This window comes from Methylobacterium sp. WL12 (assembly GCF_008039475.1).
Classification (GTDB): Bacteria; Pseudomonadota; Alphaproteobacteria; order Rhizobiales; family Beijerinckiaceae; genus Methylobacterium; species Methylobacterium cerastii.
This window is the reverse complement of sequence record NZ_VRUW01000045.1, coordinates 1-25,308: the sequence shown is the minus strand read 5'-3', so window position 1 is coordinate 25,308 and position 25,308 is coordinate 1. Positions and strand designations below refer to the sequence as shown.

Annotated in this window: 34 protein-coding genes and 1 pseudogene; 5 read left to right on the top strand and 30 right to left on the bottom strand. The window is 69.4% G+C overall.

Annotated elements, in window-relative coordinates; all coding sequences use genetic code 11:
* The first annotated feature begins 38 nt into the window (after positions 1-38).
* The 5 genes from FV226_RS16765 to FV226_RS16745 are packed head-to-tail and all read left to right on the top strand — an operon-like array spanning position 39 to position 8,757.
* Positions 39-1,712, top strand: a complete 1,674-nt coding sequence (locus tag FV226_RS16765) for a methyl-accepting chemotaxis protein (RefSeq protein ID WP_147763782.1) — start codon at positions 39-41, stop codon at positions 1,710-1,712.
* A 19-nt stretch (positions 1,713-1,731) separates the two neighbouring features.
* A complete protein-coding gene (locus FV226_RS16760; protein WP_147763796.1) occupies positions 1,732-4,068 on the top strand; it encodes a response regulator in 2,337 nt (778 codons plus the stop codon).
* Positions 4,069-4,085: 17 nt separating this feature from the next.
* Entirely contained in the window at positions 4,086-5,165 is a 1,080-nt protein-coding gene (gene cheB / locus FV226_RS16755; protein ID WP_147763795.1) for a chemotaxis-specific protein-glutamate methyltransferase CheB, read from the top strand.
* On the top strand, positions 5,162-6,895 hold the full coding sequence (locus FV226_RS16750; protein ID WP_147763781.1) for a response regulator: 1,734 nt from the start codon (positions 5,162-5,164) through the stop codon (positions 6,893-6,895). The genes cheB and FV226_RS16750 overlap by 4 nt, the downstream gene beginning before the upstream one ends.
* Positions 6,892-8,757 carry a response regulator gene (locus FV226_RS16745; protein WP_147763780.1) on the top strand — a complete coding sequence of 622 codons (1,866 nt, stop codon included), beginning with the start codon at positions 6,892-6,894 and terminating at the stop codon, positions 8,755-8,757. The genes FV226_RS16750 and FV226_RS16745 overlap by 4 nt, the downstream gene beginning before the upstream one ends.
* Positions 8,758-8,833: 76 nt before the next feature.
* On the opposite strand, the gene rplQ is transcribed toward FV226_RS16745, so the two are convergent.
* The 30 genes and pseudogenes from rplQ to tuf form a co-directional block, all read right to left on the bottom strand.
* Positions 8,834-9,250, bottom strand: a complete 417-nt coding sequence (rplQ, locus tag FV226_RS16740; protein ID WP_147752890.1) for a 50S ribosomal protein L17 — start codon at positions 9,248-9,250, stop codon at positions 8,834-8,836.
* Positions 9,251-9,418: 168 nt separating this feature from the next.
* A complete protein-coding gene (locus FV226_RS16735) occupies positions 9,419-10,438 on the bottom strand; it encodes a DNA-directed RNA polymerase subunit alpha (RefSeq protein WP_147752891.1) in 1,020 nt (339 codons plus the stop codon).
* Positions 10,439-10,543: 105 nt separating this feature from the next.
* Positions 10,544-11,416 carry an MBL fold metallo-hydrolase gene (locus FV226_RS16730; RefSeq protein ID WP_147763779.1) on the bottom strand — a complete coding sequence of 291 codons (873 nt, stop codon included), beginning with the start codon at positions 11,414-11,416 and terminating at the stop codon, positions 10,544-10,546.
* 17 nt (positions 11,417-11,433) lie between these two features.
* On the bottom strand, positions 11,434-11,823 hold the full coding sequence (rpsK, locus tag FV226_RS16725; protein WP_147725843.1) for a 30S ribosomal protein S11: 390 nt from the start codon (positions 11,821-11,823) through the stop codon (positions 11,434-11,436).
* A 169-nt stretch (positions 11,824-11,992) separates the two neighbouring features.
* Positions 11,993-12,361: a 30S ribosomal protein S13 gene (gene rpsM / locus FV226_RS16720; protein WP_147752893.1), complete on the bottom strand. Its 369-nt coding sequence runs from the start codon at positions 12,359-12,361 to the stop codon at positions 11,993-11,995.
* A 262-nt stretch (positions 12,362-12,623) separates the two neighbouring features.
* A complete protein-coding gene (locus tag FV226_RS16715; RefSeq protein WP_147763778.1) occupies positions 12,624-12,854 on the bottom strand; it encodes a hypothetical protein in 231 nt (76 codons plus the stop codon).
* Positions 12,855-12,880: 26 nt separating this feature from the next.
* A complete protein-coding gene (locus FV226_RS16710) occupies positions 12,881-13,483 on the bottom strand; it encodes an adenylate kinase (RefSeq protein WP_147763777.1) in 603 nt (200 codons plus the stop codon).
* Positions 13,484-13,661: 178 nt separating this feature from the next.
* A complete protein-coding gene (gene secY / locus FV226_RS16705) occupies positions 13,662-15,005 on the bottom strand; it encodes a preprotein translocase subunit SecY (RefSeq protein ID WP_147752896.1) in 1,344 nt (447 codons plus the stop codon).
* Between the two features lie 137 nt (positions 15,006-15,142).
* Positions 15,143-15,667, bottom strand: coding sequence for a 50S ribosomal protein L15 (rplO, locus tag FV226_RS16700; RefSeq protein WP_147752897.1), 525 nt, complete (start codon positions 15,665-15,667; stop codon positions 15,143-15,145).
* Positions 15,668-15,677: 10 nt separating this feature from the next.
* Positions 15,678-15,869: a 50S ribosomal protein L30 gene (rpmD, locus tag FV226_RS16695; protein ID WP_147725849.1), complete on the bottom strand. Its 192-nt coding sequence runs from the start codon at positions 15,867-15,869 to the stop codon at positions 15,678-15,680.
* 12 nt (positions 15,870-15,881) lie between these two features.
* Positions 15,882-16,469, bottom strand: a complete 588-nt coding sequence (gene rpsE / locus FV226_RS16690; protein WP_147752898.1) for a 30S ribosomal protein S5 — start codon at positions 16,467-16,469, stop codon at positions 15,882-15,884.
* A gap of 96 nt (positions 16,470-16,565) precedes the next feature.
* On the bottom strand, positions 16,566-16,928 hold the full coding sequence (gene rplR / locus FV226_RS16685) for a 50S ribosomal protein L18 (RefSeq protein WP_147752899.1): 363 nt from the start codon (positions 16,926-16,928) through the stop codon (positions 16,566-16,568).
* Positions 16,929-16,940: 12 nt separating this feature from the next.
* A complete protein-coding gene (gene rplF / locus FV226_RS16680; RefSeq protein WP_147752900.1) occupies positions 16,941-17,474 on the bottom strand; it encodes a 50S ribosomal protein L6 in 534 nt (177 codons plus the stop codon).
* A 23-nt stretch (positions 17,475-17,497) separates the two neighbouring features.
* The gene (rpsH, locus tag FV226_RS16675) at positions 17,498-17,893 is read right to left on the bottom strand and encodes a 30S ribosomal protein S8 (RefSeq protein ID WP_147752901.1); all 396 of its coding nucleotides are present in this window, start codon (positions 17,891-17,893) and stop codon (positions 17,498-17,500) included.
* A gap of 10 nt (positions 17,894-17,903) precedes the next feature.
* On the bottom strand, positions 17,904-18,209 hold the full coding sequence (rpsN, locus tag FV226_RS16670) for a 30S ribosomal protein S14 (protein WP_147763776.1): 306 nt from the start codon (positions 18,207-18,209) through the stop codon (positions 17,904-17,906).
* Between the two features lie 43 nt (positions 18,210-18,252).
* Positions 18,253-18,819 carry a 50S ribosomal protein L5 gene (gene rplE, locus FV226_RS16665; protein ID WP_147752903.1) on the bottom strand — a complete coding sequence of 189 codons (567 nt, stop codon included), beginning with the start codon at positions 18,817-18,819 and terminating at the stop codon, positions 18,253-18,255.
* On the bottom strand, positions 18,812-19,126 hold the full coding sequence (gene rplX / locus FV226_RS16660; protein ID WP_147752904.1) for a 50S ribosomal protein L24: 315 nt from the start codon (positions 19,124-19,126) through the stop codon (positions 18,812-18,814). The genes rplE and rplX overlap by 8 nt, the downstream gene beginning before the upstream one ends.
* Complete coding sequence (gene rplN / locus FV226_RS16655; protein WP_147725857.1) at positions 19,126-19,494, bottom strand: 50S ribosomal protein L14; 369 nt, start codon at positions 19,492-19,494, stop codon at positions 19,126-19,128. The genes rplX and rplN overlap by 1 nt, the downstream gene beginning before the upstream one ends.
* 298 nt (positions 19,495-19,792) lie before the next feature.
* A complete protein-coding gene (rpsQ, locus tag FV226_RS16650; RefSeq protein WP_147763775.1) occupies positions 19,793-20,056 on the bottom strand; it encodes a 30S ribosomal protein S17 in 264 nt (87 codons plus the stop codon).
* A gap of 11 nt (positions 20,057-20,067) precedes the next feature.
* The gene (gene rpmC, locus FV226_RS16645) at positions 20,068-20,283 is read right to left on the bottom strand and encodes a 50S ribosomal protein L29 (protein ID WP_147725859.1); all 216 of its coding nucleotides are present in this window, start codon (positions 20,281-20,283) and stop codon (positions 20,068-20,070) included.
* A 12-nt stretch (positions 20,284-20,295) separates the two neighbouring features.
* Complete coding sequence (gene rplP / locus FV226_RS16640) at positions 20,296-20,709, bottom strand: 50S ribosomal protein L16 (protein ID WP_147725860.1); 414 nt, start codon at positions 20,707-20,709, stop codon at positions 20,296-20,298.
* A 48-nt stretch (positions 20,710-20,757) separates the two neighbouring features.
* On the bottom strand, positions 20,758-21,498 hold the full coding sequence (rpsC, locus tag FV226_RS16635; RefSeq protein WP_147725861.1) for a 30S ribosomal protein S3: 741 nt from the start codon (positions 21,496-21,498) through the stop codon (positions 20,758-20,760).
* Between the two features lie 10 nt (positions 21,499-21,508).
* A complete protein-coding gene (rplV, locus tag FV226_RS16630) occupies positions 21,509-21,895 on the bottom strand; it encodes a 50S ribosomal protein L22 (protein WP_147725862.1) in 387 nt (128 codons plus the stop codon).
* Position 21,896: 1 nt separating this feature from the next.
* Complete coding sequence (gene rpsS / locus FV226_RS16625; protein WP_147725863.1) at positions 21,897-22,175, bottom strand: 30S ribosomal protein S19; 279 nt, start codon at positions 22,173-22,175, stop codon at positions 21,897-21,899.
* A 5-nt stretch (positions 22,176-22,180) separates the two neighbouring features.
* Positions 22,181-23,017 (bottom strand): 50S ribosomal protein L2, encoded by an 837-nt coding sequence (gene rplB, locus FV226_RS16620; protein WP_147752906.1) that lies wholly within the window; start codon positions 23,015-23,017, stop codon positions 22,181-22,183.
* Positions 23,018-23,043: 26 nt separating this feature from the next.
* Complete coding sequence (locus tag FV226_RS16615; protein ID WP_147725865.1) at positions 23,044-23,340, bottom strand: 50S ribosomal protein L23; 297 nt, start codon at positions 23,338-23,340, stop codon at positions 23,044-23,046.
* The gene (rplD, locus tag FV226_RS16610) at positions 23,337-23,957 is read right to left on the bottom strand and encodes a 50S ribosomal protein L4 (protein WP_147763774.1); all 621 of its coding nucleotides are present in this window, start codon (positions 23,955-23,957) and stop codon (positions 23,337-23,339) included. The genes FV226_RS16615 and rplD overlap by 4 nt, the downstream gene beginning before the upstream one ends.
* Positions 23,957-24,691 (bottom strand): 50S ribosomal protein L3, encoded by a 735-nt coding sequence (rplC, locus tag FV226_RS16605; RefSeq protein ID WP_147763773.1) that lies wholly within the window; start codon positions 24,689-24,691, stop codon positions 23,957-23,959. The genes rplD and rplC overlap by 1 nt, the downstream gene beginning before the upstream one ends.
* A gap of 50 nt (positions 24,692-24,741) precedes the next feature.
* Positions 24,742-25,050, bottom strand: coding sequence for a 30S ribosomal protein S10 (gene rpsJ / locus FV226_RS16600; protein WP_018044230.1), 309 nt, complete (start codon positions 25,048-25,050; stop codon positions 24,742-24,744).
* A gap of 130 nt (positions 25,051-25,180) precedes the next feature.
* Positions 25,181-25,308: pseudogene (tuf, locus tag FV226_RS16595) on the bottom strand (elongation factor Tu); the annotation flags it as partial.

Sequence of the window (25,308 nt, the reverse complement as noted above, 5' to 3'; positions counted from 1 at the left end):
TCCACGACGCCGCCGCCTGACCCGGAGCATCAGCCGCCTTGTCGATCTCCATCGGAAAACGGATCCTCCTCGGCTTCGCCGCCGTCACGGTGGTGCTGGTCGCCCTCGGCCTCTACGCCATCGGCCAGATCGGGTCGGTCCGCGACGCCACCGACACCATCGTCGCCCGCGACCTCGCGGTTTTGCGCCAGCTCGACATCCTGGGCAACCAGACGCGCGACCTCGGCGTGATGCGCCGCAACGCGGTGATCGCCACGCTGATGAAGGCGCAGGGCCGGCCCATGGGCGAGGAGGACGTCCTCGCCGCCTGGCGCCGCACGGCCGCCTCGACCGAAGGCCTCTTCGCCGACCTGATCCGCGAGGCCGACACCTATCGCAACCGCGCCCTCTCGGTGGACCGGACGGCGGCCTGGGACCGCCTCCACGCCGTCCTGCGCCAGGCCGTCGAGATCTATCGCCCGTACCGGGACGCCAGCGAGGCGCAGCTCGTGGCGGCGCTCGCCGGCGACGTCGCCAGCGTCGAGGGCCGCAACGCCGAGATCAACCGCGCCTACGAGGCGACCATCGTCGCCGTCGAGCGCACCCGCGTCGCCGTCGACGACAGCATCAGCGTCGGCCAGCGCGGGATCGGCGACATCCACGAGCGCTCGCGGCTCTCGATCCTGCTGACGCTGCTCGCCAGCGTCATGCTGGCCATCCTCGTCACCATCCTGATCAGCCGCGCGGTGGTGCGCCCGCTCGAAGGCGTGATGGCCTTCGCCGAGAAGGTCGGCGGCGGCGACCTGTCCCAGACGCTGACGGTGCGCGGCGGCGACGAGATCAGCCGCCTCGGCCGTGCGCTGAACGGCATGGTGGCGGGCCTGGCCGACCTCTCCCGCACCAACCGCGCCGCGACCTCGGACCTGAACGCCGCCGCAGCCGAGATCCGCGCCTCGGCGCAGGAGCAGGCGGCCTCCGTCGAGGAGCAGTTCGCCGCGGTGCAGGAGACGGCGGCGACGGTGGACGAGATCACCCATTCGGGTGCGCAGATCACGAAGCGGGCCGGCGAGGTGATCGCCACCGCGCAGGCCACCGCCCAGACCTCACGCCAGGGCCTGCGGGCGGTGGCCGACACCGCCAAGGCCATGGACGCGATCCGCGAGCAGGCGGAGGCGGTGGCCGGCAACATCGTAGCCCTGTCGGAGAAGACCCAGACGATCGGCGACATCATCGAGACGGTCAACGACATCTCGGAGCGCACCCACCTGCTGGCGCTCAACGCCGCGATCGAGGCGGCGGCGGCCGGCGAGAGTGGGCGCAGCTTCGCGGTGGTGGCCTCGGAGATGAAGCTGCTGGCCGACCAGGCCAAGGCGGCGACCACCCAGGTGCGCGGCATCCTCTCGGAGATCCAGCGCGGCATCAACACCTCGGTGATGCTGACCGAGGAGGCGGTGAAGCGCGCCGCCACCGGCAAGTCGCGCTCCGACACGACACAGCGGACGATCGAGGAGATCACGGCGCGCGTCGAGGAGAACGTCCAGACCTTCCAGCAGATCGTGGCCTCCACCAACCAGCAGCAGCTCGGCATCGAGCAGGTGATGGGCGCGCTCCAGAACATCCGGCAGGCGAGCCAGCAGACGGCCGCCGGCACCCGCGAGGTCGAGGCCGCCTCGGCCAACCTCACGGAGCTGGCCGGCGCGCTGATGGCGCTCGCCGAGCGCTACCGGCATTGATCGGCCGCAGGGCGCCGTGATCGACATCCGCCAGCTTCTGCTCGCGGCCTTCGAGGTCGAGCACCGCGAGCACATCGACGCGATCCGCGCGGCCCTGGGGGCCGAGGGCACCGGCCGTGCGCCCGACTGGAACGACATCTTCCGCCGGGCGCACAGCCTCAAGGGGGCGTCCCGGGCCGTCGACCTGCCGCCGGTCGAGGCGGTGGCGCACCGGCTCGAAAGCCTGTTCGAGCAGGTGTCGGCCGGCGCCCCCCTCGATCGCGAGGCCCGCAACGCGACCCACCTCGCGCTCGACCGGATCGAAGAATACGTCGCCGGGATGAAGGCCGACCCGGATCTCGCGATGCCGGACGACGCCATCGCAGCCCTCGACCGCTGCCTGGAGGGAGCCCGGCCGGCGAACGACGCCGAAACCCCGACGGCCGAGGCGGAACCGCCGGATCAGCCCGCACCGGTGCCGACGATCGAGGCGGCTCCTGCCCCGGCCGTGGCTCCGGCCTCGCCCCCTGTCTCCCCACCGCCCGCCGTCGAGCCGTCGCCCGAAGCCGGGTCGGCGCTGCTGCGCGTTCCGGCCGACGCGGTCGAGGCGCTGACCCGCGCGAACCACGAGCTCGCGACCACCCTCAGTGCCGGCGCCGCGATCTCGGACGGGCTCGTCCGGCTCGCCCGCCTGTCCGAGGACCTGCGGCGGCAGGCCGAGGCGTCGTTCGCCCGCGGCGCCGTGGCCGGCCTCGTCCGGCTCGCGCGGCAGGAGACCGGGGCCGACGACGCCGTCGCCCTCGCGGTGGAGGCCGTCCGCACCGAGATGCGCGCGGTCGAGGCGAGCCTCGCCGTGCTGGCGCGGGACGCCGCCGACCTGTCGCGCCGGCAGGCGGCGGCCACCGGCTCCGTCGAGGGCGCGGCCGCCCGCGTCGGGCTGCAGGCCGAGCGCCTCGCCCTGGTGCCGGCCGAGACGGTGTTCGGCAGCTTCCCGCGCTCGCTGCGCGAGACCGCCCGCGAGCAGGGCCGCGAGATCGACCTCACTGTCCGCGGCCTCGACCTTCCCGTCGACCGCGGCATGCTGCAGGCCCTCAAGGATCCGGTGCTGCACGCCCTGCGCAACGCCCTGAGCCACGGCGCGGAACCGCTCGCGGTCCGGCGGGCGGCGGGCAAGCCCGACGCGGCCGCGATCCTGTTCGAGGTCGCGATCCGCGGCGGCCGCCTCGTCGTGTCTGTGGCCGACGACGGGCCGGGTCCCGACCTCGCCGCGATCGAGGCGACGGCGCGCCGCCGCGGCCTGCTCCGGCCCGAGGACCCGGCCGACGCGCAGACGCTCCTGGCCCTGGTGTTCGAGCCGGGCTTCTCGACCGCCGGCGCGGTGGACGCCCTGTCCGGTCGCGGCTTCGGCCTCTCGGTGGTCGCCGACGCCGCCCGCGCGCTGCAGGGCGTCGTCCGGCTCGAAGCCCGCGAGCCCTGGGGCAGCGTCCTCACGATCGCCGCACCGCTCTCGGCGGCACGCCGCGCGATGCTCCTCGTCGAGGCGGGCGGGGCGACCTATGCGCTGCCCGGAGCCGCGGTGGAGCGCCTGCTGCGACTCCACCAGTCCACCCTGCCCCGGGCGATGGGCCGCCCGGTGCTGCGGGTCCCGAACCCCTCCGGTACCGAGGAGACCTTCCCGATCGTCGCGCTGGGTGAGATCCTCGGCGGCGGCGCGTCCGCGAGCCCGCACCTCACCGCGATCCTGGTGCGGGCCGGCGGGCGCCGGTTCGCGCTGTCCGTCGACGCGCTCCGCGACGTACGCACGCTCCTCGTGCTGCCGGCCCCGCCGGTCGGCGGTGATTCCGGCCTCGTCGCCGGCACCGTCGTGCTGCCCGGCGACGTGCCGGCCCTGGTGCTCGATCCCGACGGGCTCGCCGTCCGGGCGGGCCTCGTCGGCGCGGTGGCGTCGCCGGTCGACTCCGCCGCAGGACCCGGCGGAACGTTGGGGGAGGCGCCACGTTCGAAACACCGCGCGACCATTCTCGTCGTCGATGACTCGATCACCACCCGCACCTTGGAGAAGGGCATCTTGGAAGCCGCCGGCTATCGCGTGGTCGTGTGCGTCGACGGGCAGGACGCCCTCGACCGCCTGCACGCCGACATCGAGGTCTTCGACCTCGTGCTCGCCGACGTGGAGATGCCGCGGCTCGACGGCTTCGGCCTGCTCGGCGCGATCCGTGCCGAGAGCCGGTTCGCACGCCTGCCGGTGGTGCTGATGACCTCGCGCGGCGACGCGGCTGACGTCGCCCGAGGCCTCGATCTCGGCGCCGACGCCTACCTGACCAAGCAGAAGTTCGACCAGCGCCAGCTCCTCGACACGATCGGGCAGCTGCTGTGAGCGATCCGGTCCGCGTCATGCTCGTCGAGGACAGCTTGGTGGTGCGCGAGCTGCTGCGCCACATCCTCTCGCGCGATCCGCGCCTGGCCTGCGTCGCCGCCGTCGCGTCGGGGGAGGAGGCCCTGTCCGCGATCGACAGCGTCCGGCCCGACGTGATCTCGATGGACATCCGGCTGCCCGGCATCGACGGGCTGGAGACCACCCGTCGCATCATGTCCGAGCACCCGACGCCGATCGTGGTGATCGCCGACGCGGTCGAGGATTCCTCGCTGCGCATCTCGATGAACGCCCTGCGGGCCGGCGCGCTCTCGGTGGTCGAGAAGCCGGTGGCGACGACCCATGCCGGCTATGACGCGGTGGCCGGCGAGATCTGCACGCAACTGCGCATCATGGCGCAGGTCCCGGTGATCCGCCGCCGCCCGATCGGCACCGAATGGCTCGGGCGCAGCCCGGCGACGGCGATACTCGCGTCCGCGGCGTCCCTGCCGCCGACGGTGCTGGCGATCGCCGCCTCGACCGGCGGCCCGCCGGCCCTCGCCCGGGTGATCGGCGCCCTGCCCGAGACGTTCCCGCTGCCGGTGTTGGTCGTCCAGCACATGGGTGCGGCCTTCATGGACGGGTTCGCAAGCTGGCTCGACGGCGTCGTTCCGATGCCCGTCTCGGTCGCCCGCGACGGCGAGCGGGCCGAGCCCGGCCGGGTCTACGTCGCGCCGGGCGACCGGCACCTCGAATACGGGCCCGGCCGGACCTTGCGCCTCCTCGACAGCCTGCCGGTCTCGGGCCAGCGTCCGGCGGCGACCGTGCTGTTCCGCTCCGTCGCGCGTCAGGCCGGCGCCTCGGGGCTCGGCGTGCTGCTCACCGGCATGGGCGAGGACGGGGCGCTCGGCCTCCTCGACATGCACGCCGTCGGCGCGCAGACGGTGGCCGAGCACGAGAGCACCGCCGTAGTCTACGGCATGCCGGCGGCGGCCGTGCGCCTCAAGGCGGCCCGCGCGGTCCTGCCACTCGACCGCATCTCCGCCCACCTCTTGCGGCTCGCCATGCCTACTGCCATGCCCGCCACCTCGCCCGGCGCCTGGCCGGACCGGCCGGCATGAACGCCGATGCCGCCACCGCGACGGAGCCCGCCCGCATCCTCCTGGTGGAGGATTCGGAGACGCAGGCGCTGGAGCTGCGCCTGCTGCTGGAGAGCCATGGCTTCCGGGTCGAGCGCTGTGCCACCGCGGAGGCGGCACTGGACCACCTCAACCACGGCCTGCCCGACCTCGTCGTCGCCGACTACCACTTGCCCGGCATGAACGGCGACGAGCTGACGCGCCAGCTCCGGCTGTCGCTGCGCACCCGCGCCCTCCCCCTGCTGATGCTCACCGGCGCCCGCGACGGCGAGCGGCAGGGCCTGGAGAGCGGCGCCGACGCCTACGTCGCCAAATCCGGCGACCGCGACCTGCTGATCCTGCGCATCCGTGCCCTGTTGCGCGAGCGGCTGGGCAGCGTGGCGCCCGGCGCCGGGGAGACGCCGTCGGCGGCGGCCTTCCGGCGCGGCCGCGTGCTGGTGATCGACGGCAGCGCCACCTACCGCACCTTCCTGGCCGGCCTGCTCAGCCAGGACGGACACGCGGTCACCGTCGGCGCGGGGGCGGAGGAGGCGCTCGCCGCCCTCGACTCCGAGGGCGAGGCGACGGCCTTCGACTGCGTCACCGTCGACCTGCTCGGGCCGACCTTCGACGGCCTCGCCCTGTGCCGCACGATCGACCAGCGTCGCGGCGCCCGGGTCGCGGGTGCCGGCTTCCATCTCGTCGGGATCGCCGGCAGCAACCCGCCCAAGGACTTCCTCGTCCAGGCCTACGCGGCCGGCGCGGACGACGTGGTCTCGAAATCCGACGCCGAGGTCCTGGCGCTGCGGGTGCGCGGGCTGGTGCGCCGCCGCTTCCTGGAGGAGGACGACCGCCGCATCGCCGGCGAGTTCGGCGCAAGGCAGCAGGCGGTTGAGCGGGCGCGCGCGGAAGCCGAAGCAGCCGAGGCCCGCGCGCGGCTGGCCGACGCGCTGGAGCGCGCCAACGCCGACCTTGCGCTCGCCAACCGCAAGCTCACCGACGCCCAGGCCAAACTCGTCCAGGCCGCCAAGATGGCCTCGCTCGGCGAGCTCGTCGCCGGCATCGCCCACGAGATCAACAATCCGCTGGCCTTCATCCTCGCGCATCAGGGCACCGTCGAGCGGGTGCTCGCCGCGTTGCCGATGCCCGAGACCGACCCTGCGGCGCAGAAGGGGCTCGCCAAGGCGCGCGACCGCGTCGGCGCGATGCGCATGGGCCTTACCCGCATCCAGGATCTCGTCCTGAACCTGCGCAAGTTCTCGCGGCTCGACGAGGGCGAGCGCTCGCTGGTCAACGTGCCCGAGGCGATCGAGACCGTGCTCGCGCTGATCCAGCACAAGCTCGGCGGGCGCATCACCGTCGAACGCACCTTCTCGGGCCGGCCCGAGATCCACTGCACCCCGGCGCTGCTCAACCAGGTGGTGATGAACATCCTCGGCAACGCCGCCGACGCGATGCCCGAGGGCGGGCAGATCCACGTCGTCACCGAGACAACCCCAGAGACCGACCTGATCCGGATCAGCGACACCGGCCCGGGGATACCCGAGGACCTGCGCGAAAAGATCTTCGAGCCGTTCTTCACGACGAAGCCGGTCGGAGCCGGCACGGGCCTCGGCCTCGCGATTGCCTACAGCGTGGTTCAGGCGCATAGCGGCTCGCTCACGGTGGAGACGGCTCCCGGAGGCGGGGCCTGCTTCGTGATCGGGATTCCGAGGCAGACGGCGACCGTATGACCAGAGGCACGATCCTGGCCGTCGACGACGAGCCGGACATCCTGATCGCCCTCGAGGACCTGTTCGAGGACACCTACCGCGTCATCACCACGACGAAGCCCGCGGACGCCCTCGCCATCCTGCGCGACGACCCCGACATCGCCGTCGTCCTTTCCGACCAGCGCATGCCGGGCATGGCCGGCGACGCGATGCTCTCCGAGATGCGCGGCTTCCACGAGGCCCAGGCGATCCTACTCACCGGATACGCCGACATCTCCGCCGTGATCGGCGCGCTGAACCGGGGCGGCATCAGCGGCTACGTCGCCAAGCCCTGGGACGCGGACCTGCTGCGCGGCACCGTGCGCAACGCCTTCGAGCGGCATGCCCTCGGGCGCGAGCTCGCCACCGAGCGGGCCCTGCTGCGCGGCCTCCTCGACCATTCCGACGACGCGATCTCGTTCAAGGACGCGGAGGGGCGCTTCCTGCGCCTCAACGCGCGGAAGGCCGCGCTCCTCGGCCTCGACGTGGCGACCTGCCTCGGCCGGAGCGAGGCCGAGCTGGCCGTCGCCCGCGCCGACGAGAGCGCCGAGGCCGACGCCGCCGCGATCCGCTCGGGCGAGGTCGGCGACGTGGTGTCGGCGGAAGGGCCGCTCGGCGCCGAACGTTGGAGCCACGTGGTCCGCGTGCCGATCCGCGGGCCGGCCGGCGGGGTCGCGCATCTTGCCACCATCGAGCGGGACATCACCGAGCAGAAGGGGTTCGAGGCGCGCCTGCGCCAGTCGGACAAGATGCAGGCGCTCGGGACCCTGGCCGGCGGCATCGCGCACGACTTCAACAACCTGCTGACCGCGATCCTCGGCAGCCTCGAGCTCGCAGCCCCCAAGGTCCAGGAGCAGCCGCGCGTGCTGCGCCTGATCGAGAACGCCCGGGGTGCGGCGGAGCGCGGTGCCTCGCTGACCAAGCGCCTGCTGAGCTTCAGCCGCGCCAACGACCTGCGCGCCCGGCCCACCGACGTGAACGCCCTGGTCGAGGGCATGTCGGCACTGCTCTCGCGCAGCCTCGGCGGCCTCGTCGCGGTCGAGACCCGTCTCGGTGCCGACCTCGGCCCCGCCCAGGTCGACCCGGACCAGCTCGAACTCGCGATCCTGAACCTCTGCATCAACGCCCGCGACGCCATGCGCGAGGGCGGCACCATCGTCGTCGAGACCGAGGCCCTGACGATCGAGGACGACCCGGACCTCAGCCGCGGCGCCTATGTCGGCGTGTCGGTCAGCGATTCCGGCGAGGGCATACCGCCCGAGATCCTGGCGCGGGTCTGCGAGCCGTTCTTCACCACCAAGGCCGTCGGCCAGGGCACCGGCCTCGGCCTCGCGATGGTGTTCGGCCTCGCCCAGCAATCGCACGGCCGCCTGCGGATCGAGAGCCGCGTCGGGCACGGGACCCGCGTCGACCTCGCCCTGCCGGAGGCCTCGGCTTTCGTGGCGGCCGAGGAAGCCGACACCGCGAGCGCGCCGGTCGCCGCCCGCGCGGCCGCGATCCTGGTGGTGGACGACGACGCCGAGGTCCGCCACGTCACGGCGTCGTTCCTCAACGGCTTCGGCTACGACGAGATCGAGGCCGCGGACGGGGCGGCCGCGCTCGCACTGATGGAGCAGCGCCGCTTCGACCTCGTCGTCGCAGACCTGGCGATGCCCGGCATGACCGGCGTCGAGCTCGCCGCGGAAGTCCGCAGCCGCTGGTCCGAGGTGCCGGTGCTGATCGTGACCGGGCATGCCGAGGCCGTCGAGATCCCGCACGACCTGCCGGTGCTGACGAAGCCGTTCCAGTCGGCCGAGCTCGCCCGCCGCGTCTCGTCCCTGCTCGACGGAAGCCACGGCGCTTGAGCGGAACGCCGGGCGCCAAACGAAAAAGGCGGCCCTAAGGCCGCCTTTCGATCGATCTTGACTGCGATGCCGCCGATCAGGCCGCTTCGCTCTCGCCACCCAGCACAGGGCCGGAATCCTTGCCGCGGGCCGTCACGTCGCGATCGACGAACTCGATCACGGCGAGCGGGGCGTTGTCGCCCTTGCGGAAGCCAGCCTTCATGATGCGGCAGTAGCCGCCTGGACGGGCGGTGTAGCGCGGACCCAGCACCGTGAAGAGCTTCTTCACCATGTCGTGGTCGCGGATCTGCGACATCGCCAGACGGCGGGTGTGGACGCTGTCGATGCGGCCGAGCGAAATCAGCTTCTCGATGACCGGACGTAGGTCCTTGGCCTTCGGGAGCGTGGTGATGATCTGCTCGTGCTTGATCAGCGCGGCGGACATGTTGGCGAACATCGCCTTGCGGTGCTCGGTGGTGCGGTTGAAACGACGACCGCGAAATCCGTGACGCATGTGCTTGGCCCTTCTTTATGTGTCCGGCCGCCGTGCCACGGTACGGCCGGATGCCCCGTGAGCGGGGCGTCTTCGTTGGTCCGCATGACCCCGCGGCGGGATTCTTTTTTTCGACGGTCCTGACCCGGTGGCGACGCGCCGCCGGGTCAGGACCGAACCGGCTTCGGTTCAGTAGTGCTCTTCGAAGCGCTTGGCGAGATCCTCGATGTTCTCCGGCGGCCAGCCGGGGATGTCCATCCCGAGGTGCAGGCCCATGCCGGCGAGCACTTCCTTGATCTCGTTGAGCGACTTGCGGCCGAAGTTCGGGGTGCGCAGCATCTCGCCCTCCGACTTCTGGATGAGGTCGCCGATGTAGACGATGTTGTCGTTCTTCAGGCAGTTCGCCGAACGGACCGAGAGCTCGAGCTCGTCGACCTTCTTGAGCAAAGCCGGGTTGAAGGGCAGCTGCGGCGCGAGCGGGGCGGCCTCCTCCTTGCGGGGATCCTCGAAGTTCACGAACACCTGGAGCTGGTCCTGGATGATGCGCGCGGCGTAGGCGAGCGCATCCTCCGGCGACACCGCGCCGTTGGTCTCGACCGTCATCGTCAGCTTGTCCTTGTCGAGATCCTGGCCCTCGCGGGTGGTCTCGATGCGGTAGCTGACCTTGGTCACCGGCGAGAACAGCGCGTCCACCGGGATCAGGCCGATCGGCGCGTCTTCGGGGCGGTTCTGCTCGGCCGGAACGTAGCCCTTCCCGGTGGCGACGGTGAACTCCATCCGGATCTCGGCGCCGTCGTCGAGCGTGCAGATCACGAGGTCGGGGTTCAGGATCTGGATGTCGCCGACCGTGCCGATGTCGCCGGCGGTGACGAGGCCGGGACCGGTCTTGCGCAGGGTCATGCGCTTCGGGGCGTCGGTCTGCGAACGGATGGCGATCGTCTTGATGTTCAGGACGATATCCGTGACGTCCTCGCGGACGCCCGGGATCGAGGAGAACTCGTGCAGCACGCCGTCGATCTGGACCGAGGTCACGGCCGCGCCCTGGAGGGACGATAGCAGCACCCGGCGCAGGGAGTTGCCGAGCGTCGTGCCGAAGCCGCGCTCCAACGGCTCGGCGACGACGGTGGCGACCCGCTTCGGGTCGTCGCCGGTCGAGACCTGCAGCTTGTTGGGCTTGATCAGCTCTTGCCAGTTCTTCTGAATGACCACGATCCTACCTCTCCTGACGCACGAGCCCGCGACGTCCGGGTCCGCGCTTCGGCCGAACGGTGCTGCCCCCAGCCCCGGTCGGTCCCTAAAATGATGGCTCCGGGCCTACGCCTCGTCGGCGACCCAGAGCTCCGGCACGAACCGGTATCCGTCCCCGTCCCGCGTCACGAAGCCGACGGCCGGGAATTCGAGATGCGAGCCGGCGATGCGGGTGCCGTCGGCCGCGAGATCCGCGAGGATCGCCTTGCGCGTCGCCCGCGCCTGGTCGCCGTCGACATCGAAGCCGACACCCGCCTCCGGTTGCTTGAACTGGATCGCGGGCAGGTGCACCACATCCGTGAACACCAGCAGCGACTTGTCCCCCGAAACGATCCGGAAGCCGCAATGGCCCGGCGTATGGCCGGGCAGGTGGACAGCCATGATCCCCGGCAGCACCTCGCCGCCGGACTGCTCGCGCATCCGGCCGGCATAGGGTGCCAGGGCCTTGCGCGCGTTCTCGAAATACGGCTTGGCCCCGTCCGGCGCGGCGGCGAGCGCCGCGTCGGGGAGCCAGTGCTTCGCCTCGTCCGAATGCAGCACGATCTCCGCGTTCGGATAGGCGGCCTTCCCGTCGGCGAGCAGGCCGCCGACGTGGTCGGGATGACAATGCGTGACGAGGATCGTCTCGATCGCGTCGGGGCTCACGCCGGCGACGGCGAGCGCCTCGGACACGCGGCCCATGGTCGGCGGACCGAACGCACCGTAGCCCGTGTCGATCATCACCGGCTTGCGGCCGGGGCCGGTGACGAGGAACGCGTTGAGCGTCACCCGCGGCGCGTCGGTGCGGAAGCCGGCCCGCTGTAGCGCGCCGGCCTCGTCCTTCGAGATACCTGTGACGAGATCGAGGGACCCCTGGAACCACCCGTCGTTGAGCACGGTGACCGTGAGGTCGCCGACGCCCCAGCGCTTGACGCCCGGAAGGATCTTCGAATTCGCCACGTGTGTCTCCGGCCTCCTCAGACGCGCCGACGCTTGCGCGGACGGCAACCGTTGTGCGGGATCGAGGTGACGTCGCGGATCGAGGTAACGGTGAAGCCCGCGGCCTGAAGGGCGCGGAGCGCCGACTCGCGGCCCGAACCGGGGCCGGAAACCTCGACCTCGAGGGTGCGCATGCCGTGCTCGGCGGCCTTGCGGGCGGCGTCCTCGGCGGCGACCTGCGCGGCGTAGGGAGTCGACTTCCGCGAGCCCTTGAAGCCCATGGCGCCCGAGGAGGACCACGAGATCGTGTTGCCCTGCGCGTCGGTGATGGTGATCATCGTGTTGTTGAACGAGGCGGCGACGTGCGCCACGCCCGAGACGATGTTCTTGCGTTCGCGCCGGCGGACGCGGGTCGGTTCCTTGGCCATCTGTGTCTCTCGTCCTTCAAGCGCACCCGTAATTCCAGGTGCTCGGGATGTTTCGGAGTTCAGCCGGGGCGCCTGCGGAGCACCGACCCGTCACGCCGGCCTCCGATCGGGGACGCGCGGCACGATGAAACGGGGGCAGCGCGGCACGCTGCCTCCGAATGTCGAAAACTTACTTCTTCTTGCCGGCGATCGGCTTCGACTTGCCCTTGCGGGTGCGCGCGTTGGTGTGCGTGCGCTGGCCGCGGACCGGCAGGTTGCGGCGGTGGCGCAGGCCGCGGTAGCAGCCGAGGTCCATCAGGCGCTTGATGTTCATCGACACGTCGCGGCGAAGGTCGCCCTCGACGAGGTAGTCGCGGTCGATCGTCTCGCGGATCTGCAGCACCTCGGCGTCGGTGAGCTGGTTCACGCGGCGCTCGGCCGGGATGCCGACCTTCCCCGTGATCTCCTCGGCCTTCTTCGCGCCGATGCCGTGGATGTACTGGAGCGCGATGACGACGCGCTTGTTGGTCGGGATGTTAACGCCGGCGATACGGGCCAAGGTCATGCTCCATGTGGCACGCGGGCGTCGGCCCGGGCCGTGTGATCGAGAAAGCGCACGTCCGGTGGAGGCCGGCCCTTGCACGCCCGTCAACGACAAATCGGCCCGCGGCCGCCCCTTAAAGGGCACCTCGGACCAACGGCTGTGCAGACGAAGACCGGCCTGCTAGCGCGGGCCGATCCCGATGTCAACGGCAGGGACGATAAGAAGCGCCGATCGGACCGGTGCCCAGGCGCCGGGCTTCGGTGTCCCGGCGGCGACGTCAGAAGCGCTGGCTGAGCTGGCGGCAATAGCCGCCGTTGTCGCGAAAGCCCGCCGGGCAGCGCCGAACGCAGGCTCCGGCCGCGAACTTCAACGGCGGCCGGCACATCCGGCCCGTCGTGCGCCGCTCGTATTGGTACGACTGCGCCGGGCCGGCGAACGCCGTCACCGGCGCGAGACCCACCGTCAACGTCAGAGCGGCGAGGAACGCCCGGGCCGAATGAGAGATCATGGTCGCGGGCCCTGGAGGTGAGAACGTCAGGAGGTTACGCCTTCCCGACGCGATTCGAGGATCGTCATCAACGATTCCGTCACCGACCCGATCGGTGCCATGCCGTCCACCGTCTCGAGCATCCCGGCACGCTCGTAATAGGCCGAGAGCGGCGCGGTCTGGATGCGGTAGGCTTCCAGCCGAGAAGCGAACACCTCCGGCGTATCGTCCTTGCGCACCGGCTGCCCGCGGGCCGCCGTCTCCTCGGCGCGCTTGGCGATGCGGCCGACCAGGGCCGCCTCGTCGACCTTGAACTCGATCACGGTCGAGAGCCGCAGGCCCTTTTCCTTCAGCATCACGTCGAGGGCCTTGGCCTGCTCGACGGTGCGGGGGAACCCGTCGAGGATGAAGCCGCCGCGCGCGTCAGGCTCTTCGATCCGGTCCGCGACGATTCCGACGACGATCGCATCGGACACGAGCCCGCCGCTCTCCATCACCGCCTTCGCCTGAAGGCCGACCGGGGTGCCGGCCGCGACCGCGGCCCGCAGCATGTCGCCGGTGGAGAGCTGCGGGATGCCGAACCGTGCGACGATCCGCTCGGACTGTGTCCCCTTCCCCGCGCCGGGTGGTCCGAGCAGAATGATCCGCATTGGCGTTGTCCTCGTCCCTGCCCGTCTCTCAGGGCTCCGTGCCGTGCGGCGATGCCTTGGCGACATCGTTCCGCGTCGGGGTCGTCTTGTAGCGGCTTCCACCGAGCGGGCGAGCGACAAATCGCCGTCCGCCCGTCATTCCGGCGATTGTGTCTCTCGTGTCGCCGAACGCGGCCGCTCAGCGCCGCCGCTGGGTCGTCGAAGCGCCGCGCAGCTTGGCCTTCTTTACGAGGCCCTCGTACTGGTGCGCCATCAGGTGCCCGTGGATCTGGGCCACCGTGTCCATCGTCACCGAGACGACGATGAGCAGCGACGTGCCGCCGAAGCCGAGGCTCGCCGAGGCGTAGGAGGCGATGATCTCCGGCACCAGGCAGACGAAGGTGAGGTAGAGGGCGCCGATCAGGGTGATGCGCGTCAGAACCTTGTCGATGAAGGCGGCGGTGCGCTCGCCCGGGCGGATGCCCGGGATGAAGCCGCCATGCTTCTTCAGGTTGTCCGCGGTCTCCTGCGGGTTGAACACGACCGCGGTGTAGAAGAACGCGAAGAAGATGATCAACGCCGCGTAGAGCGCCATGTAGAGCGGCCGGCCGTGGCCGAGATAGGTCGTCACCGTCGAGAGGAAGCCCGTGCCCTGGTTGGCCGAGAAGCTCGCCACGGTAGCCGGCAGCAGCAGCAGCGACGAGGCGAAGATCGGCGGGATCACGCCCGAGGTGTTGAGCTTCAGCGGCAGGAACGAGGTCTGGCCCTCGTACATCCGGTTGCCGACCTGGCGCTTCGGGTAGTTGATCAGAAGGCGGCGCTGGGCGCGCTCCATGAACACGATGAAGTAAACGAGGCCGATCGCGGCGACGCCGACGCCGAGGATCACCGCGGAGGACAGCGCGCCGGTGCGCGACAGCTCGAGCGCGCCGATGATGGCGGTCGGCAGGTGGGCCACGATGCCGGCGAAGATGATCAGCGACGAGCCGTTGCCGATGCCGCGCGAGGTGATCTGCTCGCCGATCCACATCAGAAACAGCGTGCCGCCGGTCAGCGTGATCACGGTGGAGGCGAGGAAGAACGGGCCGGGATCGATCGCGGCGCTCGAACTCTGTAGCCCCACGGCGATGCCCCAGGACTGGACCAGCGCCAGCACTACGGTGAGGTAGCGGGTGTACTGGTTGATGACCTTCCGGCCTGACTCGCCCTCCTTCTTCAGCGTCTCGAGGCTCGGGATCACCGAGGTGAGGAGCTGGATGATGATCGAAGCCGAGATGTAGGGCATGATGTTGAGCGCGAAGATCGCCATGCGCTCCACGGCACCGCCGGAGAACATGTTGAACAGCCCGAGCACGCCGCCGGCTTGGCTCTGGAAGTTCCGCGCGAACTGCTCCGGATCGATGCCGGGGATCGGGATGTAGGTCCCGAGCCGGAACACCACGAGCGCACCCAAGGTGAACCAGATGCGCTTCTTGAGCTCATCGGCCTTGGCGATGGCACCGAAATTGAGGTTCGCGGCGAGCTGCTCGGCGGCTGAGGCCATGGCCTGTGTCCTGATGATGGGTCACGAGGGTGCCGCGGGGCATCCCTGAAAACGGGAGCGGCGGCCGCATGCGAGGTCGCATGGGCCGCCGCTCGAGGCTTCGACTTAAGGGGTCGGTGACGGAGAGGCAACCGCGCTCAGGCGGTCGCCTCGCCCTTGCCGCCCAAGTCCTTGCCGCCCTTGCCGCGGACCGAGACGCCGGCGCCGTAGGCGACGACGACGCTGCCGCCGGCCTTCTCGACCGCTTCGACCGCCGACTTCGACGCCCGGGTCACCTCGAAGGCGACCTTCGCGGTGAGCTCGCCGACACCGAGCAGCTTCACGCCGTCACGGGGACGGGCGATGATCCCGGCCTGGACCAAGGCCTCGACCGTCACGGTCGCGGCGCCGTCGAGACGGCCGGCGTCGATCGCCTGCTGGACGCGGCCGACGTTCACCTCGTTGAGGTCGGTCGAGTACAGGTTGTTGAAGCCGCGCTTCGGCAGGCGACGGTGAAGCGGCATCTGGCCGCCCTCGAAGCCCTTGATGGCCACGCCGGTCCGGGCCTTCTGACCCTTCACGCCGCGCCCTGCGGTCTTGCCCTTGCCGGAGCCGATGCCCCGGCCGACGCGCATCCGGTTCTTGGTTGCGCCTTCGTTGTCGCGGATTTCGTTGAGCTTCATCGCGCCCTCCTCAAGCCGCGTCGTCGAGGACGCGCACGAGATGCGCGACCTTTCGGATCATGCCGCGAACGGCGGGGGTGTCTTCGAGCTCGGAGACACGGTGAAGCTTGTTCAGCTTCAGGCCCACCAGCGTCTGACGCTGGGAGGCCTCGCGGCGGATCGGCGAACCGATCTGCTCGACGCGGACAGTCTTGCTAGCCATGCTGCCCTCCCCTTACGCGACTGCGGCTTCGGACTGGTCGGACGGGTCCGCATCGGTGCGCCGCGCCTGGAGCGTGGACACCTTGAGACCGCGACGACCGGCGACGGAGCGCGGGCTGTCCTCGTTCTTGAGCGCCTCGAAGGTGGCGCGCACGAGGTTGTAGGGGTTCGAGGAGCCGAGGCTCTTGGCCACGACGTCCTGCATGCCCAGCGTCTCGAAGACGGCGCGCATCGGGCCGCCGGCGATGATGCCGGTACCCTGGGGCGCCGCGCGGAGGATCACCTTGCCGGCGCCGTGACGGCCCTGCACGTCGTGGTGCAGCGTCCGGCCCTCGCGGAGCGAGATGCGGACGAGGCCGCGCTTGGCGGCTTCCGTCGCCTTGCGGATCGCCTCGGGGACTTCGCGAGCCTTGCCGTGGCCGAAGCCGACGCGGCCCTTCTGGTCGCCGACGACGACGAGGGCGGCGAAGCCGAAGCGACGGCCACCCTTCACCACCTTGGCGACGCGGTTGATGTGGACGAGCTTGTCCACGAACTCGCTGTCGCGCTCCTCGCGGTCGTCGCGGCGGCCGCGGCCACCGCCTTCACGTTCACGTGCCATGTTGTTCCCGTTTCATCTCACTGGCGCAGGCGGCGGGCCCGCTCGCTTGATTCGTCATCGACGGAGGCGGGCGAGCCGCCTCCGCACCGCCGAGATTTAGAAGTCGAGGCCACCCTCGCGGGCGGCGTCGGCCAGAGCCTTGATCCGGCCGTGGTACTGGTAGCCCGAGCGGTCGAACACGACCTTCGAGACGCCGGCAGCCTTGGCGCGCTCGGCGACGAGCTTGCCGACTGCGGACGCGGCGGCGATGTCGGCGCCGGTCTTCAGGTCGGCGCGCAGGCCCTTGTCGATCGACGAGGCGGCAGCGAGCGTCACGCCCGCCGCATCATCGATGACCTGGACGTAGATCTGCTTCGACGAGCGGAACACCGACAGGCGCGGCCGGCCGTTGGCCGAGGCGCGGAGCGCCCGGCGCACCCGCGCCTTGCGGCGGTCGAGGGCTTCGAGTTTGCGTGACATGTCTCAGCCCCCTTACTTCTTCTTGCCTTCCTTGCGGAAGATGAACTCGCCGGCGTACTTGACGCCCTTGCCCTTGTAGGGCTCGGGGCCGCGGTAGTCGCGGATTTCCGCGGCGACCTGGCCGACGACCTGGCGGTCGATGCCGGAGATGGTGATCTCCGTCGGCTTGGGCGTCACGATCGTGATGCCGGCCGGGATCTGGTACTCGATGTCGTGGCTGTACCCGAGCGAGAGCTTGAGCGCCTTGCCGGCCATCGCTGCGCGATAGCCGACGCCGGTGATCTCGAGCTTCTTTTCGAAGCCCTTGGACACGCCCTCGACCAGGTTCGCGACCTGGGCCCGCGAGGTGCCCCAGAGCGAACGGGCCGCCTTGGACTGGTCCTTCGGGGTCACCGTGACGGCGCCGTCCTCCAACGCCACCAGGACGAGCGAGGGAACCACGAACTCGAGCTCGCCCTTCGAGCCCTTCATCTTCACCGTCTGACCCGTGACCGACGCCGTAACGCCGGCCGGAACGGGGACGGGCTTCTTGCCTACGCGAGACATCTGCCTCTCTCCTTATCCGGGGATCAGAACACCTTGCAGAGCACTTCGCCGCCGACGTTGCGCTCGCGCGCCTCGTGGTCGGCCATGACGCCCTGCGGGGTGGACACGATGGTGACGCCGAGCCCGTCGGCGACGCGCGGCAGGTCGCCGACGGCCGAGTAGACGCGGCGGCCGGGCTTCGAAACGCGCTGGATCGAGCGGATGACGGGCTGGCCGTCATAGTACTTCAGCTCGATCGCGAACTCCGTCCGGCCGTTGCCGAGGTCGGTGGTCGCGAAGTCGCGGATGTAGCCTTCCGACTTCAGCACGTTCAGGACGTTGGCGCGCAGGCGCGAGCCGGGCGTCGAGACCACGTTGCGACGGCGCATCTGGCCGTTGCGGATGCGGGTGAGCATATCGCCCACGGGATCGTTGACCATGGGTGCCTCCTTACCAGCTCGACTTGACGAGGCCCGGGATCAGACCCCGGTTCCCGAGCTCGCGCAGTGCGATGCGCGAGACGCCCATCTTGCGGTAGTAGGCACGCGGCCGGCCGGTGATCTCGCACCGGTTGCGGACGCGGGTCGGGGACGAGTTGCGGGGAAGCTCCGCGAGCTTGAGGCGCGCCTCGAAGCGCTCCTCCATCTCGAGAGACTCGTCGTTGGCGGTCGCGAGCAGGGCCGAGCGCCTCGCAGCGAAGCGCTTGACCAGCTCCTTCCGGTGGTTGTTCTGTTCGACTGAACTCTTCTTTGCCATTGTCTATCCTCCGGTGTCCGCGTCTAGGTGCCCCGAGGGACGCCTACTGCCGGAACGGGAATTGGAAGGCGGCCAGCAGCGCGCGGGCCTCCTCGTCGGTGGTGGCGGTGGTGGCGACGACGATGTCCATGCCCCAGGTCTGCTCGGCCTTGTCGTACGAGATCTCCGGGAACACGAGGTGCTCCTTGAGCCCGAGGGCGTAGTTGCCGCGGCCGTCGAAGGACTTCGGGTTCAGGCCGCGGAAGTCGCGGACGCGCGGCAGCGCGATCGTGACCAAGCGGTCCATGAACTCGTACATCTTCTGGCGGCGCAGGGTGACCTTGCAGCCGATCGGCATGCCCTCGCGGACCTTGAAGGTCGCGATCGGCTTGCGGGCCTTGGTGATCACCGGCTTCTGGCCGGCGATCAACGCCAGGTCGCCGGCGGCGACGGCGGCCTTCTTGGAGTCGGCGGTGGACTCGCCGACGCCCATGTTGATGACGATCTTGTCGATCCGGGGAACCTGCATCGGGTTCTTGTAGCCGAACTGCTCAATGAGCTTCTGGCGGATGACTTCGTCGTAGTGGGTGCGCAGGCGCGGGACGTAGGCGTCCTTGTTGGCCTCAGCCATCGATCTGGTCCCCCGTGGACTTGGCGAAGCGGACCTTGCGACCGTCTTCGAGGATGCGGAAACCCACGCGGGTCGGCTTGCCGTTCGCGTCCTGCAACGCGAGGTTCGAGAGCTGGATCGCGGCCTCCTTGGAGATGATGCCGCCTTCCTGGCTCTGGGACTGCTTCTGGTGCTTCTTGACCAGGTTGATCCCGCGGACGAGCGCCTTGTCGTCCTTCGGCATCACCTGGATGACCTCGCCGGACCGACCGGAGTCGCGACCGGTGAGGACGACGACCGTGTCGCCCTTCTTGATCTTGGCTGCCATCACAGCACCTCCGGAGCCAGCGAGATGATCTTCATGTGGTTGCGGGCGCGCAGTTCGCGCGGCACCGGCCCGAAGATGCGGGTCCCGATCGGCTCCTTCTGGTTGTTGATCAGAACGGCCGCGTTCTTGTCGAAGCGGATCACCGAACCGTCGGGACGCTTCACTTCCTTGGCGGTCCGCACGACCACCGCCTTCATGACGTCGCCCTTCTTGACGCGGCCGCGCGGAATCGCCTCCTTGATGGACACGACGATGATGTCGCCCACGCCGGCATAGCGCCGCTTCGACCCGCCGAGGACCTTGATGCACATCACGCGACGCGCACCAGAGTTGTCGGCGACGTCCAGATTCGTCTGCATCTGGATCACAGGAGTGACCTTTCCTTGTTTCAGGCGGGTTTCCGCACACGGGCGGTATTGCCCGGCGGACGACGCCTGATGGGGATCTGATGTCCCCGGCTCATATGACAGACCGCGCTATCGGCGCTTTTCCAGCGCCGGCGCGGTCACCGCAGTCGATGGGGAACCGGAGAACCGGTCACCGCTGATCTGTCGCGAAGAAAGGTCGCCTACAGCAAGGCGACGATTCGTGCAAGCTCTACGGGCAGGAGCACGGAGGGTCTCATCGGGCGCGCGTACGCGCTCGATGGGTGTTGGGTCGGTGGCCTCAGGCCGCCGAGGGAGCCTCGGCCTGGGCGGCGTCGCCCTCGACGAGCTTCCAGGTCTTGGTCTTCGAGAAGGGCCGGCACTCCTCGATGAACACCGTAGCCCCGACCTTGGCGGCGTTCGCCTCGTCGTGAGCGTGGTAGTTCTTCGAGCGGCGGACGGTCTTCTTCATCACCGGGTGGGTGAAGCGACGCTCCACCTTGACGACGATGGTCTTCTCGCCCTTGTCGCTGACGACGACGCCCTGCAATACGCGCTTCGGCATGATGAAACTCCTCAGGCCGACGTCGCCTGCAGCGTCTTCTGACGCTGCAGGGTGCGGACGCGGGCGATGTCGCGACGGACTTCGCGGACGCGGGCGACGTTCTCGAGCTGGCCGGTGGCCCCCTGGAAGCGCAGGTTGAACTGCTCCTTCTTGAGGTTCAGGAGCTCGTCGCTCAGCTGATCGGGCGACAGGGCGGCGAGATCCGACTGTCTCTGTGACGACTTCATGATCTGCCTCCCTTAGTCGGCGATGCGTTGCACGACGCGCGTGCGGATGGGCAGCTTGGCGGCGCCCAGACGAAGCGCCTCCTTGGCGATGTCCTCGGCGACGCCGTCGACCTCGAACATGATGCGGCCCGGGTGGACGCGGGCGGCCCAATACTCGGGTGCGCCCTTACCGGAGCCCATGCGGACTTCGGTCGGCTTCGACGTGACCGGAACGTCGGGGAAGATCCGGATCCAGACCCGGCCCTGACGCTTCATCTCACGGGTGATCGCGCGGCGGGCCGCCTCGATCTGGCGAGCGGTGATGCGCTCTGGCTCCACCGCCTTCAGGCCGAACTGGCCGAAATTCAGGTCGAAGCCGCCCTTGGCCGCACCGGAGATGCGACCTTTGAACTGCTTACGAAACCGGGTCTTCTTGGGTTGCAACATGGCAGCCTCTCAACACCTTCCTTGGCTCGGGGGTCGACGATCGCGCGGTTAGGCGTGATCGCGGCGACCGCGACCGCGGTCACCCTCGCCGTCGCGCTCGCGACGACCGCCCGAACGGCCGCCCTCTTCCTGCGCCTTCTTATCCTGCGCCATCGGGTCGTGCTCGAGGATCTCGCCCTTGAACACCCAGACCTTGATGCCGCACGTTCCGTAGGTCGTGAACGCGGTCGCCGTGCCGTAGTCGACGTCGGCGCGCAGCGTGTGCAGGGGCACGCGGCCCTCGCGGTACCATTCCTGGCGGGCGATCTCGGCGCCGCCGAGACGACCGGAGCAGTTGATCCGGATGCCCTCGGCGCCGAGGCGCATGGCGGATTGCACGGCGCGCTTCATGGCGCGACGGAAGGCGACGCGGCGCTCGAGCTGCTGGGCGATCGAGTCGGCCACCAGCACGGCGTCGATCTCGGGCTTCCGCACCTCGACGATGTTGATGGTCACGTCGGCCTTGGTCATGGTGTTGACCAGCTTGCGCAGCTTCTCGATGTCGGCGCCCTTCTTGCCGATCACCACGCCCGGACGACCCGAGTGGATAGTGACGCGGCACTTCCGGTGCGGACGCTCGATGACGATCTTCGAGACCGCCGCCTGCTTGAGCTGCTTCATGAGGGCGGCGCGGATCGCGACGTCCTCGTGCATCAGCTTCACGTATTCTGTCTTGCCGGCGAACCAGCGGGAATCCCAGGTCCGGTTGATGCCGAGCCGGAGACCGATCGGGTTGACTTTCTGACCCATCAGATTCTCCTCAGGCCGCTTCGGCGGTGCGGACTTCGCGAACCACGATGGTGAGGTTCGAGAAAGGCTTCAGGATGCGCGCGCCGCGACCGCGGGCGCGGGCGTGGAAGCGCTTCAGGACCAGCGCCTTGCCCACGAAGGCCTGGGTGACGACGAGGTCGTCGACGTCCAGGTCGTGGTTGTTCTCGGCGTTGGCGATCGCGCTCTCGAGGCACTTCTTGACCTCGGTCGAGATGCGCTTGCGGGAGAACTCGAGGTCGGCGAGGGCCGACTCGACCTTCTTGCCGCGGATCATCTGCGCGACGAGGTTGAGCTTCTGGGGCGAGACACGGAGCATCCGTGCGACGGCCTTGGCCTCGTTCTCGGGCAGCGCGCGGGGGGTGGCTTGCTTGCCCATGTCAGCGCCTCTTCGCCTTCTTGTCAGCCGCGTGGCCGTGGAAGGTGCGGGTCGGCGAGAACTCGCCGAACTTGTGACCGACCATTTCCTCGGAAACGTAGACCGGAATGTGCTTCTGTCCATTGTGCACACCGAAGGTGAGCCCGATGAACTGCGGCAGGATGGTGGAGCGACGGCTCCAGATCTTGATGACCTCGTTCCGGCTCGACCCGCGAGCCGCCTCGGCCTTCTTGAAGAGGTAGCCGTCGACGAACGGCCCCTTCCAGAGTGAGCGTGCCATGATGGTTACTTCTTGCGGTTGTGGCGGCTGGACAGGATGAAGACGTCGGTCCGCTTGTTCGAGCGGGTCTTCTTCCCCTTGGTCGGCACGCCCCAGGGCGTCACCGGGTTACGGCCGCCCGAGGTGCGTCCCTCGCCGCCGCCGTGCGGGTGGTCCACCGGGTTCATGGCGACGCCGCGGACGTGCGGACGCTTGCCGAGCCACCGGTTGCGCCCGGCCTTGCCGAGCGAGATGTTCATGTGGTCCGGGTTCGAGACCGCACCCACCGTCGCGTAGCACTGGCCGTGGACCAGGCGCTGCTCTCCCGAGTTCAGGCGGAGCGTCACGTAGCCCTGGTCGCGCCCGACGATCTGAGCGTAGTTGCCGGCGGAACGGGCGACCGCGCCGCCCTTGCCGATCTTCAGCTCGATGTTGTGCACGATCGTGCCCACCGGCATGCCGCCGATCGGCCCGGCGTTGCCCGGCTTGATGTCGACGCCCTCGCCCGAGATCACCTTGTCGCCCGGCTGCAGGCGCTGCGGAGCGATGATGTAGCTCTGCTTGCCGTCCGGGTAGTTGATCAGCGCGATGAACGCCGTGCGGTTCGGATCGTACTCGATCCGCTCGACGGTCGCCGACACGCCCGGCTGCGACCGACGCTTGAAGTCGACGAGGCGGAGCGAGCGCTTGTGGCCGCCGCCGCGGAAGCGGACGGTGATCCGCCCGAGGTTGTTGCGGCCGCCCGAGGACGACTTGCCCTCGGTCAGCGCCTTCACCGGCTTGCCCTTGTAGAGCTCACGGCGGTCGACCAGCACGAGCTGGCGGAGGCTCGGCGTGACCGGTTTGAATGTCTTCAAGGCCATCGGCTTAAATCCCTACCCGGTCTATCTCAGAGGCCGGTCGTGACGTCGATCGTGTCACCTTCGGCGAGGGTCACGACCGCTTTCTTCACGTCCGAACGCTGTCCGCGCATGCCGCGGAAGATCTTCTTCTTGCCCTTGGTCACGAGGGTGTTCACCGCCGTGACCTTGACGTCGAACAGCTTCTCGACCGCTTCCTTGATCTGCGGCTTGGTAGCCTTCGGGGCGACCCGGAAGACCACCTTGTTCTGTTCGGTGAGGTTCGTCGCCTTCTCGGTGATGACCGGGGAGACGATGATGTCGTAGTGGCGCGGATCGGCACTCATTTAAAACGCTCCTCCAGCGCGTCGATCGCGGCGCGGGTCAGCACGAGCGTGTCGCGGCGCAGGATGTCGTAGACGTTGATGCCCTGCACGGGCAGCACGTCGATCATTGGGATGTTGCGGGCGGCGCGGCCGAAGTTCTCGTCGACCTCCGCGCCACCGATGATCAGTGCGTTCGAGAGACCCATCTTCCCGAAGCGCTCGATGAGCCCCTTGGTCTTGTGGTCCTCTATCTTGATGTCGTCCACGACGATGATGGTCGAGGTCTTGGCCTTGGCCGAAAGGGCGTGGCGGAGCGCCAGGGCGCGGACCTTCTTGGGAAGGTCGTGGCCGTGGTCGCGCACGACCGGGCCAAACGCACGGCCACCGCCGCGGAACTGCGGAGCCGACGCTGCGCCGTGACGCGCGTTGCCGGTGCCCTTCTGCTTATAGAGCTTCTTGCGGGTACGGTTCACGTCCGAGCGGTTCTGCACGGCGTGGGTGCCGGCGCGACGCTTGGCGAGCTGGTAGCGCACCATGCGCTGAAGCAGGTCGGCGCGGGGCTCGAGGCCGAAGATGGCCTCGTTGAGCTCAACTGAGCCGGCGCCGGCGCCGTCGAGGGTGGTGATATCGAGCTTCATCACGCGTTCTCCTCGGCAGCGGGCGCCTCGGGGGCGGATTGCGCGGCCGCGGACGCGCCGTTCTCACGGAACTTGCCGGGCTGCGGAACTTCGGCCGGCAGCTTGCGCTTCACCGCGTCCCGGATCTGGATCCAGCCGCCGGCGACGCCGGGAACCGCACCCTCGACCAGGATCAGGCCGCGCTCGACGTCCGTGCGGACGACGCGCAGGTTCTGCGTGGTCACCCGGTCGACGCCCATGTGACCGGGCATCTTCTTGTTCTTGAAGGTCTTGCCCGGGTCCTGACGGCCGCCGGTCGAACCGATCGAACGGTGCGAGATCGACACGCCGTGGGTGGCGCGCAGACCGCCGAAGTTCCAGCGCTTGATGCCGCCAGCGAACCCCTTACCCGTGGTCGTGCCCGTCACGTCGACGAACTGGCCCGGGATGAAGTGGTCGGCGGTGATCTCGGCGCCCACCGGGATCAGCGCGTCCTCGGACACGCGGAACTCGGCGATCTTCTGCTTCGGCTCGACCTTGGCGACCGCGAAGCGGCCACGCTCGGCGGCCGACACGTTCTTGACCTTCGCCTTGCCGACGCCGAGCTGGACGGCGACGTAGCCGTTCTTCTCGACGGTGCGGTGGGCGACCACCTGGCATTGTTCGATCTTGAGCACGGTGCAGGGAACGTGTTCCCCCGCTTCCGTGAAGATCCGGGTCATGCCGACCTTCTGTGCAATGACGCCTGAGCGCATAAGGTGTCTCCCTCGCGCGATGAAACGGTAAGCTCTAAACCCGGCGGGGCTTAGAGCTTGATCTCCACGTCCACGCCAGCGGCGAGGTCGAGCTTCATCAGCGCGTCCACGGTCTGGGGGGTCGGATCAACGATGTCGAGGACGCGCTTGTGGGTGCGCATCTCGAACTGTTCGCGCGACTTCTTGTCGATGTGCGGCGAGCGGTTGACCGTGAACTTCTCGATATGGGTCGGCAGCGGGATCGGGCCGCGGATGGTCGCGCCGGTCCGCTTGGCGGTGGAAACGATCTCGCGGGTGGACGCATCCAGGATGCGATGATCGAACGCCTTCAGGCGGATGCGGATATTTTGACCGTTCATGACCTAAACCTCGACGGAAACGTGTTGGGCGGGCGCGAGGGCCCTTCCCTCAATCGTCCCCTGACGGATGCTGTGTCCGGGGACCGGCCCTTCTTCGTCCCGAGAGACGACGGGCCGGTCTGTCTGACGACTACGCGTTGATGGCGGCGACGACGCCGGCGCCGACGGTGCGTCCGCCTTCGCGGATGGCGAAGCGCAGCTTCTCCTCCATGGCCACCGGCACGATCAGCGTGACGTCCATGGTCACGTTGTCGCCCG

Bases quoted from the DNA above. Each gene is read 5' to 3' on its own strand.
- rpsS (WP_147725863.1), bottom strand. From the start codon at position 22,175: ATGGCACGCTCACTCTGGAAGGGGCCGTTCGTCGACGGCTACCTCTTC.
- rplP (WP_147725860.1), bottom strand. From the start codon at position 20,709: ATGTTGCAACCCAAGAAGACCCGGTTTCGTAAGCAGTTCAAAGGTCGC.
- FV226_RS16715 (WP_147763778.1), bottom strand. From the start codon at position 12,854: ATGATCTCTCATTCGGCCCGGGCGTTCCTCGCCGCTCTGACGTTGACG.
- rplF (WP_147752900.1), bottom strand. From the start codon at position 17,474: ATGTCTCGCGTAGGCAAGAAGCCCGTCCCCGTTCCGGCCGGCGTTACG.
- rpsQ (WP_147763775.1), bottom strand. From the start codon at position 20,056: ATGCCGAAGCGCGTATTGCAGGGCGTCGTCGTCAGCGACAAGGGCGAG.
- rplQ (WP_147752890.1), bottom strand. From the start codon at position 9,250: ATGCGTCACGGATTTCGCGGTCGTCGTTTCAACCGCACCACCGAGCAC.
- rpmD (WP_147725849.1), bottom strand. From the start codon at position 15,869: ATGGCTAGCAAGACTGTCCGCGTCGAGCAGATCGGTTCGCCGATCCGC.
- rplV (WP_147725862.1), bottom strand. From the start codon at position 21,895: ATGGGCAAGCAAGCCACCCCCCGCGCGCTGCCCGAGAACGAGGCCAAG.
- rpsN (WP_147763776.1), bottom strand. From the start codon at position 18,209: ATGGCAAAGAAGAGTTCAGTCGAACAGAACAACCACCGGAAGGAGCTG.
- rpsC (WP_147725861.1), bottom strand. From the start codon at position 21,498: ATGGGTCAGAAAGTCAACCCGATCGGTCTCCGGCTCGGCATCAACCGG.
- FV226_RS16710 (WP_147763777.1), bottom strand. From the start codon at position 13,483: ATGCGGATCATTCTGCTCGGACCACCCGGCGCGGGGAAGGGGACACAG.
- rplB (WP_147752906.1), bottom strand. From the start codon at position 23,017: ATGGCCTTGAAGACATTCAAACCGGTCACGCCGAGCCTCCGCCAGCTC.
- rplO (WP_147752897.1), bottom strand. From the start codon at position 15,667: ATGAAGCTCAACGAAATCCGCGACAACGAAGGCGCAACCAAGAACCGG.
- rplE (WP_147752903.1), bottom strand. From the start codon at position 18,819: ATGGCTGAGGCCAACAAGGACGCCTACGTCCCGCGCCTGCGCACCCAC.
- rplX (WP_147752904.1), bottom strand. From the start codon at position 19,126: ATGGCAGCCAAGATCAAGAAGGGCGACACGGTCGTCGTCCTCACCGGT.
- rpmC (WP_147725859.1), bottom strand. From the start codon at position 20,283: ATGAAGTCGTCACAGAGACAGTCGGATCTCGCCGCCCTGTCGCCCGAT.
- rpsH (WP_147752901.1), bottom strand. From the start codon at position 17,893: ATGGTCAACGATCCCGTGGGCGATATGCTCACCCGCATCCGCAACGGC.
- rpsJ (WP_018044230.1), bottom strand. From the start codon at position 25,050: ATGAACGGTCAAAATATCCGCATCCGCCTGAAGGCGTTCGATCATCGC.
- secY (WP_147752896.1), bottom strand. From the start codon at position 15,005: ATGGCCTCAGCCGCCGAGCAGCTCGCCGCGAACCTCAATTTCGGTGCC.
- FV226_RS16615 (WP_147725865.1), bottom strand. From the start codon at position 23,340: ATGAGTGCCGATCCGCGCCACTACGACATCATCGTCTCCCCGGTCATC.
- FV226_RS16750 (WP_147763781.1), top strand. From the start codon at position 5,162: ATGAACGCCGATGCCGCCACCGCGACGGAGCCCGCCCGCATCCTCCTG.
- rplR (WP_147752899.1), bottom strand. From the start codon at position 16,928: ATGTCACGCAAACTCGAAGCCCTCGACCGCCGCAAGGCGCGGGTGCGC.
- rplC (WP_147763773.1), bottom strand. From the start codon at position 24,691: ATGCGCTCAGGCGTCATTGCACAGAAGGTCGGCATGACCCGGATCTTC.
- rpsE (WP_147752898.1), bottom strand. From the start codon at position 16,469: ATGGCACGTGAACGTGAAGGCGGTGGCCGCGGCCGCCGCGACGACCGC.
- rpsK (WP_147725843.1), bottom strand. From the start codon at position 11,823: ATGGCCAAGGAACCGACCCGCGTCCGCCGGCGCGAACGCAAGAACATC.
- rplD (WP_147763774.1), bottom strand. From the start codon at position 23,957: ATGAAGCTCGATATCACCACCCTCGACGGCGCCGGCGCCGGCTCAGTT.
- FV226_RS16745 (WP_147763780.1), top strand. From the start codon at position 6,892: ATGACCAGAGGCACGATCCTGGCCGTCGACGACGAGCCGGACATCCTG.
- cheB (WP_147763795.1), top strand. From the start codon at position 4,086: ATGCTCGTCGAGGACAGCTTGGTGGTGCGCGAGCTGCTGCGCCACATC.